The organism is Flagellimonas sp. L-11 (genome assembly GCF_056857735.1).
The window spans coordinates 23,225-37,394 of record NZ_JBSXNR010000074.1 but is presented as its reverse complement, the minus strand read 5'-3'; the positions used below and the strand labels follow the sequence as shown (position 1 = coordinate 37,394).

Below are 14,170 nucleotides of genomic sequence, written 5' to 3'. Positions count from 1 at the left end.
TCCCCTGCCCAATTCGGGGGAATGGAGTGGGAACGTTGCCAAAGAAAGTTTGGCAGTACAAAAACGAACAGTTAATTTAATAGAACCATGAAATTATGAACATAGAAAACACAAAAGCACAGATGCGCAAGGGGGTTCTGGAGTATTGCATCCTGTCCATCCTAAAGGATGACGACAAATATGCCTCAGAAATTCTGGGGGCCTTAAAGGACGCAAAGATGTTAGTAGTGGAAGGTACCATATACCCTTTGCTCACAAGGCTAAAGAACGCGGGATTGCTCAACTACCGTTGGGAAGAGTCCACATCGGGGCCTCCCCGTAAATATTATGCCCTTACAGAAACAGGCCAGCTGTTCCTAAACGAACTCAATGGCACCTGGGACGAACTTAGAAACGCAGTGAATCTGGTAACCAACACAAAATAAAATCAAAAAATGAACAAGACAGTAAATATAAATTTAGCAAATACGCTCTTCCATATAGACGACGATGCGTATAACAAGCTGAGACGGTACTTGGAATCCATAAAACGTTCCTTTTCAGGTACCAAGGGAAGCGATGAAATCATTGCCGATATAGAAGCTAGGATCGCCGAACTCTTCCTTGAGAAAATGGAGAACGAACGGCAAGTGATCACCCATAAGGAAGTTGACCAGGTAATCGATGTAATGGGGCAACCCGAAGATTACATGGTGGACGAGGACATTTTTGAGGACGAACCCAAAAAGGCCTATACTGAATCTACCGGGAAAGGCAAAAAACTGTACAGGGACATAGACCATAAATATATTGGTGGTGTATGTGCCGGTCTGGAGCATTACTTGGGCATAGACGCGCTATGGGTTAGACTCATATTTATTCTATTGGCCGTTTTCACCAGTGGTTTTGGACTTATCGCCTATATCCTACTTTGGATTTTGGTGCCCGAAGCCGCCACAACCTCCCAAAAATTGGATATGCGGGGGGAGCCCGTCAACATCAGCAATATAGAACGCAAAGTTAAAGAGGGGTTTGATGATGTTGCGGAAAAAGTAAAAAGTGTTGACTACGATAAAGTGGGCAACAAGGTCAAAAGCAGCTCCAAGACCTTTTTTGATACCATCGGGGACATTATTCTGTTCCTCTTTAAGGTATTCGGCAAGTTCATAGGTATCCTATTGATCATCATCGGTGCATCCACATTGGTGGGGCTGTTCTTTGGACTGTTCACCGTGGGCATGTTCGATGCAGTACATGTACCTGGAATAGATTTCTATGAAATAGTAAACACTTCCGGGGCGCCTGTATGGGTAGTATCCATCTTACTGTTCTTTGCCGTTGGTATTCCGTTCTTCTTCCTGCTCTATTTGGGATTGAAGATTTTGGTAAACAATCTAAAATCCATCGGGAATATCGCCAAATTCTCCCTTTTGGGGCTTTGGTTGATTTCCGTAGGACTGTTGATTGTATTTGGAATACGCCAAGCTGCTGAGTTCTCTTATACTGGAAGTGTAAACGATAGGACCGAACCGGCTTTGGAAATTCCTTCCGACACCTTGATTATTACAATGAAAGATGCTTACATGGAATATGACAGGGATGATATTCATTTTGGAAGGATGACCTTTGGTTATGATGAAAATGACAACCGTGTGCTGATGTCCGACGAAGTTGATATCAAAATCAGAAAGTCGGATACCGATTCCATCAAAATCAATATCAGAAAAGATGCTGATGGAAGTTCAACGTTAGCAGCTCGTGACCGCGCCAGAAACATTGAATACGGATACGAAATTGATGGCAATGAAATTTTGTTGGACGAGTATTTAATCACGCCAACATCCAATAAGGCCAGAAACCAAGAGGTAACCATAACTATTTACATTCCTGCATCCATAACCGTTTATTTTGACGATTCCACAAGCAGGTACATTGGTCGCGGTATTGATAATGACCAAGGCTACTACAGAAGTGGTATTGCCGGACAACACTGGTTGATGGATGAAGATGGTGAGCTACAATGTTTGGATTGCACCGATTTGGATGACGATTCCAATGAAAATGGTAAAATCATAATCAACGAAGATGGTATTGACATCGACATTAAAGACAATCAAGATTCCTTTGAGATGAAGATCAACGAGGATGGGGTAAAAGTCAAAGCAAAAAACTAGACAGGTCAGTACCCTGTAATCCTATAAAAAAAATCAACATGATAAAGTTTATTTCATTACCCATAATTCTGTTAAGTCTCATTGCTGTACCATCCTGCAAAGCACAAGACAATTCTTCTTCCGGGAACAAAGATGTTGTAAAAGAAGAGAGATCTATCCCACCTTTTAACAGTTTGATTGTTACCACTGGAGGAAACATCTATCTGCACCCTACTTCGGCAACCAAATTGCAGTTGAAAGGTAAAAAAAGTTGTGTGGAAAAGATCGATGTCGCCGTTTCATCGAAAGCCTTACACATTTCGAGCAAGGACAACCATTCAGACAAATGCCATGTTGAAATCCATATTGGGACTCCAAATTTTGATGATATTCAGTTAAGTGGGGGCGGGTCGCTCAAAATAAAGGATGGTTTTGCCCCAATAGAAATTCTCAAATGCACTGTAAAAAGTGGAGGAAATCTTGAAATGGCATCAACACCTGTTGATTCCCTGTTCGCCATCGTCTACGGAGGTGGAAAAGTAACCGCACAAGTTGGTACACTTCTTAACGGCACAGTAAAGGATGGAGGAACTATTTTTTATACAGGTCAACCTATAATCAAGTCGGATATATCAAATGGTGGTGTAATAAAGCGCAGATAAATAAAGGAAAAGGGAAAAGGCATAAACCAAAAATTACAATTGGGGAACGATTTTCTACAATTGAGCATTTTTAAATTCCAATAACACACATAAAACAGGACATTTAGGCTGATAAATTTCAGTATCGATCACAACTAAATCATAAATCAATCAATAATAGATGCCCAGTCTAGCTGAGAGATACTCAACCAAGCTGAGCATAAAAAACAACAATCATGACAACACTAGCAAGATTAGCAATCGCCGCGCTCCTATCTCTATTTGCATCCTCATGCATGATGGATATGAACTTCGGCAATGGAAAAACAGGCAACGGCGAAATCGTAGAAGAAAGCCGTGATGTAAAAGAGGATTTTGACATCGTATCCGCCTCCGAAGGAATTGATGTATTCGTAACGCAAGGCTCCGATTTCAACATTTCGGTAGAGGCAGATGAGAACATTATTGACCTTATCGGAACCGATATTAAGGATGGAAGACTTAAAATCCATGCCATTGAAAACATTGGAAGAGCCACCAAGAACGTTTATGTGACCCTACCAGAAATTACGGCATTGGAAAGTTCCAGTGGTGCCGACCTTATCGCCCAAAATGTGATAAAGGCAGAAAACATTGAACTTGACTCCAGTAGTGGTGCCGACCTACATGTAGAGGTTGTGGCGGGCGAAGTATCTGCAGATGCCAGTAGCGGTGCCGACATCAAGGTTTCTGGACAGGCAGATGCACTGTTTGCAGATGCCAGTAGTGGTTCGGATATTAAAGCACAGGATTTGATGGTAAAAAGATGCAACGCAGATGCCAGCAGTGGTGCCGATATTTCCGTAAATGTTTCGGAATCCTTGGTGGCAGACGCAAGCAGCGGAGCGGATATTAAATATACAGGCGAGGCAAGTGTGCAGACCAAAAAATCCGTTTCGGGAAGCGTTCGTAAATATTAATCCAATTCCCTTTACATATGCAAAGGCCTGCTGATTTTTCAGTGGGCTTTTGTTTTTAGAGCATATTTAAAAAGGATTGATTGTAGCGAAAATTAGGCATTTTGTGCCCAGTTGAAGACTTTTTTGAGTTGCATAGCAGGGCTACGGAAGGATAAAAGGTAAAAAAATGGATGCAAAAGGGCAATTTTTAGCCAATTGAATTCTTTTTAAACATGCTCCAATAAGTTTATCCGAAATCCTATCTTAGCGTGACTCAATTTAAAACATCCCATGCAGATAACGCTAAAAAAATATACACTTCAACTAGCCCACACTTTCACCATTTCCAGAGAATCCAGGGATGAACAGGACACCCTGATTGTTTGTTTGTCGCTTGATGGTAAAACAGGTTATGGCGAAGCCACCTCCAACCCCTATTATAAAATAACCATTGAGGGGATGATGGCCGAAATAGAAGCTGTCAGAAATCAAATTGAAGGGTACACCTTTGACACCCCTGAAAACTTTTACGAACATTTAGAGTCCCTCAACCTCCATAAATTTACCCTTTGCGCCTTGGATTTGGCAGCAAACGACCTTTATGGAAAACTAAAAGGAAAACCTCTTTACGAAATTTGGGGCACCAATACGGACAAGTACCCCATCACCAATTACACTATTGGTATTGATACAATCGAGAAAATGGTGGCCAAACTCCAAGAAAAACCTTGGCCCGTTTACAAAATTAAGTTGGGAACCTCCGACGATGTTGCCATTGTACGCGAACTCAGAAAACATACGGACAGTATTTTTCGAATTGATGCCAATTGTGCATGGGGTCCAGAAGAAACTATTAAAAATGCCCCTTTATTAAAAGAACTGGGGGTAGAATTTTTAGAACAGCCGTTGAAGGCCGATAATTGGGAGGGAATGGCCATTGTTAAAGAACAATCCGCACTTCCCGTTATTGCCGATGAAAGCTGCATTGTGGAAAGTGATGTAGAGCAATGTGGCCCTTATTTTCATGGTATCAATATTAAATTGACAAAATGTGGAGGGCTGACACCTGCCAGGCGAATGATCAAAAAAGGTAAGGAATTGGGGCTGCAACTCATGGTCGGCTGTATGACGGAGTCCACCGTTGGAATTTCTGCCATTGCCCAACTTTTGCCCCAGCTTGATTATGTGGACATGGATGGTGCCATGCTCCTAAAAGGTGATATTGCAAAAGGCGTGGAGATTTTGGAAAACGGTAAAGTAATTTTCCCAAAATTGCCCGGTAGCGGCATAGAATTGCTGTAATGGGCCACTCTATACATCGCATACCGGACAGACAAATTTTAGTTGATGGCAAACCCCATTTATATTTTGGAGGAACTGCTTATTTAGGACTGCAAAACCATCCCCCTTTTAAGGATTTGTTTGTTCAAAATGTATCAAAGTATGGTATGCATTATGGCGCCTCAAGAAAATCCAATGTGCTTCTGGACATATACAACAAAACCGAAAACTATTTAGCCAACTGGGCAGGTAGTGAAAGTTGCCTGACCATGTCTTCTGGCTACTTGGCGGCCCAATTGGTGGTTCAGACCCTAATTGAGAAAGGACATACCGTAATTGCCGCACCACAAGCCCATGCCGCACTTTGCACCAAAGGGGTAATTGAAACCAAAGGTTGGGTGGAATTGGAGCAGCTAGTATCAAAAGAAATTGCCAAAAACCAACTGATGCCCGTTGTACTTTTTGACACTATTGATTTTTCGGGTGAACAATTTCCAAACTTCAAAAGTTTAAGGAGCCTCTCTTTGGATAAGGTGATTTTAATCGGAGACGATTCCCATGGTTTTGGCATTGTTGGCGAAAACGGGAATGGTTGTTTCAATATGCTCAAAGCACTAAAACCTGCCAAACTTATGGTTTGTTGTTCGTTGGGCAAGGCATTGGGCATACAGGCAGGGGCTGTTTTTGGTGATAAAAAGGACATACAAATGTTGGAATCCACTCCTTTTTATGGAGGGGCAAGCCCTGCATCTCCCGCTTTTATGGCAACGCTGTTGGACGCCAGAGAAATATATTCGGAGCGTTTGGAAAAACTCAGGGACAACTACCGTTATTTTAAATCCATGCTAAAAAGACCGTCCTTTTTCACCCATATGGAAGGACATCCCACTTTTGAATTCCAAAATACAGAGGTGGTATCATCTTTAAACAAAAGTGGTTTTGTTTTTACCAATTTCAATTATCCTGATGACAAGGGGCCTATTGTGAGCCGTTTGGTCTTGAGCGCTTATCATAAAAAAGAAGATGTGCTACAATTGACCAATTGTTTGAACACCCTCTTGGGTTGATCATTATATCTCATAAATTGGTTATTTTGCAAGCATTAAATAAAGTAACATTATTATTTTATGAAGTTTCCATCTTTCCAAAATAATAGGGTTTACCTGTTTTTGTTGGTTGTCCTTATTTTTTCAGCCTGTAAAAAAGAGCAAAGCACAGAGCCAAATAAGATAGATCAAATGATTTCTTCCGTTCGGGAAACCTATGCCCCGGATAAGCGAGTGGCTCTTTTTGACATTCAATCAAAGGAGAATGCCAAAGGATATACATTAACGGGCAAAACCAATCTGCCCGACGCTCTGGATGCCCTGCATCAAGAATTGGAATCTCTACAAATTACTTATACGGATAGTATTGAAGTACTCCCTGGCTCTGACTTGGAAGGTAAAATTTATGGTGTCATCAAACTTTCGGTGGCCAATTTAAGGTCTAACCCTTCGCATTCGGCCGAAATGGTTACGCAAGGGACTATGGGAATGCCCATCAATGTGTATCAAAAAGAAAGAAACTGGTATCAAATACAAACCCCGGACAACTACTTGGGATGGGTGGATAGCGGCGGTATCGAGTTAATGAACAAAGCTGAGGTTGATGCATGGCAAGCTTCAAAAAAATTGATCTTTACCAAAATATATGGTAACTCATACATTAGCGCGAATGAATCATCACAAGTAGTTTCTGATTTAGTAGCGGGGAATATCCTGAGCTTGGTTGCGGACGAAGGTACTTTTTACAGGGTAAAATATCCAGATGGCAAAGAGGCCTGTATAAAAAAGTCGGCAGCCTTACCCTACCAAGATTGGAAGTCATCTTTAGAACTTTCCAAGGAATCTTTGGTTAAGACCTCCAAAACTTTGTTAGGGGTTCCCTATTTGTGGGGAGGAACCTCTATTAAGGGTGTAGACTGCAGTGGTTTTACCAAAACCGTTTATTTTATGAACGGAATCATAATACCTCGTGATGCGTCCCAACAGATACATGAAGGGATTTTGGTAGATGACTCAAAGGAGTTTGACAAGCTCGTTCCAGGGGATTTGCTATTTTTTGGAAGAAATGCCACAAATACAACTCCTGAAAGAGTTGTCCATGTAGGAATGTGGATTGGGAATAATGAATTTATCCACTCTGCGGGCAATGTCCATATCAGCAGTATGGACAAAAATGCTGAGAATTTTGATGCGTACAATTACAACCGCTATCTGCGCACCAAGCGTGTTCTGAATCAAAAAGACGAAGGACTTTTATACTTGACGGAACAGGATGTTTTTTGAAGTTCGAAGAGCAGAAAGTCAATACAAATACAAAGGCCATCCGATTGGATGGCCTTATTATAGTTTAATTATTTGCTGTTAATTTATTCGTCCCAAAAAATGCGGTCAAGAAGAGTTACATCAGGTACATTTTGTCCGTTCCTGCTCACTTCATTATCCGGATATGGCAATCTTCTTATAAACTGACCGTTCAAATCTGGATTTAAATTAACAGGCACGTCCATATCTTTATACTGGTAATCGAACCTTCTAGCATCATTCCATGTTTCTGGGTGCAAAAAAAGAGCGACCCACTTTTCTTTAAAAATGTCTTCGAGGGCAAACGCTCCTTCTCCCATACTCACACTAGGGTCGGCAAGGTATGTGTCGATTTCCTCTTGTGGCACCTCAAGCATTTCCATGTGCGCCCTTATCCCTGCTAAATAAGCCTGGTAAGATCTGTTCTTGTCAATTTCAAACGCGGCTTCTGCCTCTATAAACTTTTGTTCGCTATACGTAGCTATAAGTATTGGAGAAGTTATAGTTGTATAATATTGATCTTCTACTAAAGTTGACCTAGCTCCTTGCTCCGGAGCATTTCCCCTACCGGCTCCATTTACAGTACCAACAAAGGTATCATCATCTGTTGTACCTACCATTAGTCCTAATCTAGGATCGACCGCAGGATAGGACGTACCATCCAAAGCTTGGATAAATTGTTCGGATATCCAACCTCCCAATAAAAGATCAGCATTATCCCTCGCAACATCTGCCCATGGGTTGATGTCCTGTTCAAAGAAAGCAACCTTTGCATCATCATCAATGGATTGGAATCCATTATCGATGGCAGCCAACACTTCTGAAGCACTGTAATCGGAGGTTTCTTTGGCATGTATCATGTACCGTGCCTTCAACATATTGGCAAAGGCTATCCACTTTGTTGTATCTCCCTGATATATAAAGTCATCCTCTCCCATTGAAACGGTTGTTTCTCCTTGGAGATTATTAATTCCCTCATCCAAAAAGTCCATAATCATAGCATAAAGTTGCTCATCATCATCGTATGAAGGGGTAACAGTTTCAAAAGTAAAGCTTTCTGAAAATGGCATGTCGCCAAAAATATCCACACCCATTCCTAGGTTCAATGCCATTAGGACTTGCGCAGCTCCTTTATAATGATTGGCCTCTTGTTCTTCCGCTTTTTCAATCAATACTGTCAAATCGGTCATCACATTATATATATTGAACCAAGTATTGTTGTTACTTACAGGCTCCATGGTATCAGAAGCGCTTGCTGGATTTGGTGAAGCTAAATACTGTACATAATTTGATGTAATATCCCCTACCCTAAAAATATTTTTTGCAGATTCATAGGTACTATTAATCATTAATCCCGAGATAGGGGCATCTTCAGGGTTATTAGGGTTTTCGTTTACATCTAAATAGGAATCGCATGAGGCCATCATCAAGACCAAAAACAAACCTAAATTCCTCACTATTTTTTTCGTTATTTTCATCATTCCTGTTTTTATAGTCCAAAGTTTAACGTTAGAAAATAGCTCTGGGTTCCCGGAAAACCAAGACCTGTGAACCCTATGGCATTGCCGCCTGCTCCAGCGGAGAATGATTCAGGATCAAACCCATCCCATGGGGAATATAAAATAATATTGTTCGCCGCCAATGAAATCCTCATCGATGTAAATGGCAGTTTTGAAAGCACCTTATCATTTAAGTTATAAGCCAACGAAATGTTCCTTAGCTTGATAAAGCTCGCATCCTGCACAAAATTCTCACTTACCCCTCTATATGCATTTCTCCAATAACCTGCTCCATAATCCCTACCATCTGGCCCCAAACCTTGCCCAAGCCATACTTCTTGGGTGTTTGGGGTGCCATCGGCCAATACACCGTCAAAAACACGAAAATCATTTCTGGCTAGAGTATATTCATTTTTACCAAACGCTGACAAAAAGTTGTCAAATTGGTTATATTGATCAACATCTGCCCTAAAATCGACCAAAAAGCTCAACTCAAAGTCCTTATAAGTAAATTGGTTTCTTAGGCCTCCTATCCATTTTGGAACGGCGTTACCGAGTATGAGCTGATCTCCATTACGGACAGGAAAGCCATCATCCCCTATGACCGTCGGCAAATTACGTTGGAGAAAAATAGATTCTTCGTTTGCTCCGTATCTTTCATAGCTTGAACCATATAAATTGCCATAGGCCTCTCCTTCTATCAATTTCATGGTCACAGTACTTCCGGCATAACCAAACTGGTTGCCCACTACTATCTCATCAATACCTTCCCTTATTGATTTTACCTCATTGTTGTTCACCGACAGGTTGGCGGTCGCTTTCCAAGTAAAATCCTCATTACGAACAATATCCGCTCCAAGTACAAATTCAAATCCACTATTTTGTATTTCCCCTGCATTGGTTATGTATGAAGAAAATCCTGTAGCATCGGAAATAGGAACTGGTATAATTTGGTCTTCTGCATTAGATTTATAGTAAGTGAAATCCAAATCCAATCGACTATCAAAAAAGGATAGCTGTGCCCCAAACTCCATTGAAGTTGTCAATTCAGGTTTTAACATTGGGTCACCAAATTCACTATTACGGCTAAATCCAACTTGACCGCCGAGTGGAAAATGGTCTGGTGAAACAAATGTTGCCCCCAATACATGAGGGTTTGTATCTTTACCCACTTGTGCCCAAGATGCCCTTAATTTTCCGAAAGTGAACCATGTGGGGACATCCAGATGTTCTGTAAACACATAACCCAGATTAATGGAGGGGTAAAAGAATGAATTATTGTTCTTTGGCAATGTTGAAGAAATATCATTACGTCCTGTTACATTCAAAAACAGATAGTCTTTATAGTTCAACATTAAATCACCATAAAAACCAACCAATCTTCTTATACTCTTTCCTTGCTCCGAAAATATCCTACTTGTATTATTGAGGTTGTAAAACTCAGGTATAATAAAAACCTCTCCCCTTGAAGTTATTCGATCATATTTTCTTTCAAATATATCGTTCCCCAATCGCAAAGTAGTGGTAAAATCTTCACCAAACTTATTTTTAAGGGTAATGTAAAAATTGGAAGTAATATCCCTACTGTTTATCCGTGTCTCCTCCAAATAGCCTTCAGAACTCAATGGCACTTCACCGTCAATACCTTTAGGTCCTGGAGTAATCTCCGTTCTGGAATCACTATAAAAATCAGTACCTATCCTATACGAAAGGGTCAACCACTCCCATGGGCTGTAATTGAAGTTAAGGTTACCGATAATCCGGTTTACATCGTCCTCATAGGTACTGAAGCGAGCATCATAAATTGGATTGGTATTCCCATAAGTCTTCATGGTTCCATCTTCATTTATATAATCCCTTACATCTTGGGTTTCTGCCCAATACATCATTCTTTCCATAAAACGATCATGTGGAACCCTATTTCCTCCAGAGTTGGAATAATTTATGGAACCACCAAAATTGAATTTTTCGCTCATTGTAACTGTTCCTGATATTTTTGCAGTGGTTCGGTCCCAGTTACTGAAAGGAATAATCCCTTTTTGATCCAACCGGCCCATGGATGCGTAAAATGTTGCTTTTTCACCCCCTCCGGAAATACTTAAGCTATGATCTGTTCGCACACCTGTATCAAATGCCCTATTCCAATTATCTTGGTACTTATGCCCTGGTTCTGTTTGGGCAACCTGATCTATTGGCGCTCCCCAACTAGGCCAAAAGCTTGAAGGATCGTACTCTCCACTGAATCCCTGTCCGTATTCTTTTTGGAGCTTGGGCAAACGATTGAGTTCATCAAATCCGACGGAAGTATTAAGGTTGATGCTTACCTTACCTTTTTTACCTTTCTTGGTAGTAATAATTACCGCACCATTTGCAGCTCGCACCCCATAAAGAGCAGTTGCAGCGGCACCTTTTAACACTGACATGGATTCCACATCTGCTGGATTAATATCCGCTGCCCTGTTAGAAAGCCCCCTTGGTGTGTTGGGGGATTCAACAGTCGAATTGTCAATGGGCACACCATCCACTACAAAAAGTGGTTGATTGTTTGCGCTAGGGTCCAATGAATTGATTCCCCTAATGATGATTCTAGCACTTTGTCCCGGGGCACCTCCCGAATTAGTTATTTGCACACCTGCAACTTGTCCTTGTAGAGAGTTGACGAGATTGGTTTGTTTTGTGTCGGCAATAGCCTCTGCATCAACACTCTGCGCCGAATAACCTAACGACTTCTTTTCTTGGGATATACCAAAAGCTGTAACAATAACTTCCCCCAATTGTTCTGCATCTTCTTCCAAAGACACATCGATAGTCTTTTGCGTACCTACGGTAACTTCTTTTGGTTTCATTCCCAAATAAGAAAATCTCAAGATCTGCCCGCTAGAGGCGGTAATGGAATAGTTACCATCAAAGTCTGTAGTTGTTCCGATGTTCGTGCCACTTACCACAATGGTCACCCCGGGCAAAGGCACACCCGAAGTGTCGGACACTGTACCCGTAAGGGTCTGACCAAATGCAGCAACACAAGAAAACACTGCAATAATTGTCAAATAAATGTTTTTCATTACTAAAGTTTGTGTTAATAGACACGAAATTTGTTTAATTTTTTTTACATATCAAACATTTGCATTAAAAAATGTTTTATTTGTGATTATTTATCCGATTTAGTCAATAATTCTTAAATCATTTGTGAATATTTTAAAAAAGACATTTTTAACTATACTTTTTAGGGTTAAAAAAACTCTGATCTAAAGCCCTTTAGTTTGACAAAATGTTAGCATTTTAAGTCTATATTCTTAATTTTTACAAAAATTATTGCTATCTTTTAAATACTCTAACACTTTTAAAAGTAGGGCATTATGAAAAAATTAGTTTTACTTTTCACTATTATTCTTGTTTTTTTAGTTATAGGAAGCTTTAATGGACAAAAACCTAGCAGTCCATCGATTGAAGGTACTTGGGAACTACAAAGTTTTTACAACTATGACGGAGAAAATGTTATAGATACCATAATAAAATCTGACGGTTACAGACAGGTTAAGATGTATTCCAAAGAAAAAATTATGTGGACCCGCTATGTACCGGACGACCCCAACGGTAGGTTTGGTTATGGTTCTTACAAAGTAACGGACAACTCGTTGATCGAGATTATAGAATATGGTGACGACGACATGATGAAAGCTCTGGACACCATGCGAAACTTCACATTTGAGCTCATCTTAAAAGAAAATACATTCAGCCAAATTACAGTTGACTCGGATGGCAACAGAACTTTTTCAGAAAATTACAAGCGGATTGATTGAGTTGCAATCAACAAAAAAGGCACTGAAGTTTCAGTGCCTTTTACATTTTTACAAACTACTATTTATGATGCCAACACTTCTTTGCTCTCTACCAAGGCCAAGTAACGCTCCGCATCCAAAGCGGCCATACACCCAGTTCCTGCCGCAGTAACCGCCTGTCGGTATATTTTATCCTGTGCATCGCCACTGGCAAAAACACCGGGTTTGTTTGTTTTGGTGGATTTTGGCTGAGTAATTATGTAGCCTGTTTCATCCATGTCCAACTGTCCTTTAAATATATCTGTATTAGGTTTATGCCCAATCGCGATAAACAATCCGGTAACTGGTATTTCCTCTTTCTCACCGGTTTGGTTGTTCACCACACGAATACCTTCCACAACCTGTTCGCCCAAAACTTCATCTACTTCGGTATTGTATCGGATTTCAATATTGTCCAAACTATTTACACGATGCTGCATGGCTTTGGAAGCCCTCATGTAGTCTTTACGAACCAACATGGTCACTTTTGTGCATATATTGGCCAAATAGGACGCTTCCTCAGCTGCAGTATCTCCAGCTCCCACAATGGCCACATCCTGACCTTTATAGAAAAAACCGTCGCAAACCGCACAGGCCGATACTCCACCGCCCCTTAATCGCTGCTCGCTTGGTATATTCAAGTATTTGGCAGAAGCACCTGTTGATATTATCACGGTTTCAGCTTCCAATTGGGTGGAATCGTCCACGGTAATTTTATGTATTCCGCCAACCTCATCACTAAGTTCCACGGCGGTTACCATACCAATTCTCACCTCGGTACCGAACCTTTCTGCCTGTTGTTGCAACTGTATCATCATGGTTGGTCCATCAATGCCTTCTGGATAGCCTGGGAAATTATCCACTTCTGTAGTAGTGGTCAATTGTCCCCCGGGCTCCATTCCGGTGTACATTACTGGTTTTAAATCTGCCCTGGAGGCATAAATGGCCGCGGTATAACCTGCTGGTCCCGACCCAATGATCAATGTTTTGATTCTTTCCACTTGTTCTGACATAAATCTTCTTCCTGAAATGTTACTTTACAAAAGTAGGTTTTTTGTCCAAAACCTTACACCATGCCGTTTTTATGTTTTCTTAAAAGATGTGAACAATTGTGAATGATTTTTTCCATTAAAGCTCTTTGAATATTTCTAAAATAAAAAGGAGCCGTAAAAAACGACTCCTTTCCGAAAAAGTAGGTTAAATTTATGGGAACATAATTTGCTCATAGAAAACTGTTACAACCAAGGGGCTCAACCTCAAAAACCCTCTTGGAGTAACGTAAATCTTGTTATAAATAAGATAATAAGTAAAGAACACAAAGTACCCTATAATCACCCCATCCTATTTTAAGGTTTTAACTCAAGCTGTAAAGCTTTGCGATAACTGGAACAAACATACTATTGTCCTTTGATTTGGAAGGGGTACAATTAACCAATGGGGCTTTTCCGTTTACGGATACCCATTTTCAATTTATATTCGTGTTTTTGAAGCCTTGTATAGGAAAATATATCTA

General features: G+C 40.6%; 11 protein-coding genes. 8 read left to right on the top strand and 3 right to left on the bottom strand.

Annotated elements, in window-relative coordinates:
• The first annotated feature begins 95 nt into the window (after positions 1-95).
• The 7 genes from AC13CC_RS15045 (at position 96) to AC13CC_RS15015 (ending at position 7,322) form a co-directional block, all read left to right on the top strand.
• On the top strand, positions 96-425 hold the full coding sequence (locus tag AC13CC_RS15045; RefSeq protein WP_014031488.1) for a PadR family transcriptional regulator: 330 nt from the start codon (positions 96-98) through the stop codon (positions 423-425).
• Positions 426-434: 9 nt separating this feature from the next.
• Positions 435-2,153: a PspC domain-containing protein gene (locus AC13CC_RS15040; RefSeq protein WP_482877468.1), complete on the top strand. Its 1,719-nt coding sequence runs from the start codon at positions 435-437 to the stop codon at positions 2,151-2,153.
• 38 nt (positions 2,154-2,191) lie between these two features.
• The gene (locus AC13CC_RS15035; protein WP_482877466.1) at positions 2,192-2,794 is read left to right on the top strand and encodes a GIN domain-containing protein; all 603 of its coding nucleotides are present in this window, start codon (positions 2,192-2,194) and stop codon (positions 2,792-2,794) included.
• 215 nt (positions 2,795-3,009) lie between these two features.
• Positions 3,010-3,732, top strand: a complete 723-nt coding sequence (locus AC13CC_RS15030; protein ID WP_326278762.1) for a head GIN domain-containing protein — start codon at positions 3,010-3,012, stop codon at positions 3,730-3,732.
• Positions 3,733-4,002: 270 nt separating this feature from the next.
• A complete protein-coding gene (locus AC13CC_RS15025; RefSeq protein WP_482877464.1) occupies positions 4,003-5,013 on the top strand; it encodes a dipeptide epimerase in 1,011 nt (336 codons plus the stop codon).
• Positions 5,013-6,059, top strand: a complete 1,047-nt coding sequence (locus AC13CC_RS15020; RefSeq protein ID WP_326278760.1) for a pyridoxal phosphate-dependent aminotransferase family protein — start codon at positions 5,013-5,015, stop codon at positions 6,057-6,059. Before AC13CC_RS15025 ends, AC13CC_RS15020 begins: the two co-directional genes overlap by 1 nt.
• 60 nt (positions 6,060-6,119) lie before the next feature.
• Positions 6,120-7,322 carry a C40 family peptidase gene (locus AC13CC_RS15015; protein WP_482877462.1) on the top strand — a complete coding sequence of 401 codons (1,203 nt, stop codon included), beginning with the start codon at positions 6,120-6,122 and terminating at the stop codon, positions 7,320-7,322.
• An 83-nt stretch (positions 7,323-7,405) separates the two neighbouring features.
• Here the strand turns inward: AC13CC_RS15015 and AC13CC_RS15010 are convergent, their stop codons facing one another.
• Positions 7,406-8,821: a SusD/RagB family nutrient-binding outer membrane lipoprotein gene (locus AC13CC_RS15010; protein ID WP_326278758.1), complete on the bottom strand. Its 1,416-nt coding sequence runs from the start codon at positions 8,819-8,821 to the stop codon at positions 7,406-7,408.
• Positions 8,822-8,829: 8 nt separating this feature from the next.
• Positions 8,830-11,901, bottom strand: a complete 3,072-nt coding sequence (locus AC13CC_RS15005; RefSeq protein WP_482877459.1) for a SusC/RagA family TonB-linked outer membrane protein — start codon at positions 11,899-11,901, stop codon at positions 8,830-8,832.
• A gap of 294 nt (positions 11,902-12,195) precedes the next feature.
• On the opposite strand from AC13CC_RS15005, the gene AC13CC_RS15000 reads away from it, so the two are divergent.
• Complete coding sequence (locus AC13CC_RS15000) at positions 12,196-12,639, top strand: hypothetical protein (RefSeq protein ID WP_326278756.1); 444 nt, start codon at positions 12,196-12,198, stop codon at positions 12,637-12,639.
• Positions 12,640-12,701: 62 nt separating this feature from the next.
• Here AC13CC_RS15000 and trxB read toward each other — a convergent pair whose 3' ends face one another.
• Positions 12,702-13,670 (bottom strand): thioredoxin-disulfide reductase, encoded by a 969-nt coding sequence (gene trxB, locus AC13CC_RS14995; RefSeq protein ID WP_482877457.1) that lies wholly within the window; start codon positions 13,668-13,670, stop codon positions 12,702-12,704.
• Positions 13,671-14,170: the final 500 nt, after the last annotated feature.

Excerpts from the sequence above, each read along its gene's own strand:
- AC13CC_RS15025 (WP_482877464.1), top strand. The coding sequence starts at position 4,003 with ATGCAGATAACGCTAAAAAAATATACACTTCAACTAGCCCACACTTTC.
- AC13CC_RS15040 (WP_482877468.1), top strand. The coding sequence starts at position 435 with ATGAACAAGACAGTAAATATAAATTTAGCAAATACGCTCTTCCATATA.
- AC13CC_RS15015 (WP_482877462.1), top strand. The coding sequence starts at position 6,120 with ATGAAGTTTCCATCTTTCCAAAATAATAGGGTTTACCTGTTTTTGTTG.
- AC13CC_RS15035 (WP_482877466.1), top strand. The coding sequence starts at position 2,192 with ATGATAAAGTTTATTTCATTACCCATAATTCTGTTAAGTCTCATTGCT.
- AC13CC_RS15030 (WP_326278762.1), top strand. The coding sequence starts at position 3,010 with ATGACAACACTAGCAAGATTAGCAATCGCCGCGCTCCTATCTCTATTT.
- trxB (WP_482877457.1), bottom strand. The coding sequence starts at position 13,670 with ATGTCAGAACAAGTGGAAAGAATCAAAACATTGATCATTGGGTCGGGA.
- AC13CC_RS15005 (WP_482877459.1), bottom strand. The coding sequence starts at position 11,901 with ATGAAAAACATTTATTTGACAATTATTGCAGTGTTTTCTTGTGTTGCT.
- AC13CC_RS15000 (WP_326278756.1), top strand. The coding sequence starts at position 12,196 with ATGAAAAAATTAGTTTTACTTTTCACTATTATTCTTGTTTTTTTAGTT.
- AC13CC_RS15010 (WP_326278758.1), bottom strand. The coding sequence starts at position 8,821 with ATGATGAAAATAACGAAAAAAATAGTGAGGAATTTAGGTTTGTTTTTG.
- AC13CC_RS15020 (WP_326278760.1), top strand. The coding sequence starts at position 5,013 with ATGGGCCACTCTATACATCGCATACCGGACAGACAAATTTTAGTTGAT.
- AC13CC_RS15045 (WP_014031488.1), top strand. The coding sequence starts at position 96 with ATGAACATAGAAAACACAAAAGCACAGATGCGCAAGGGGGTTCTGGAG.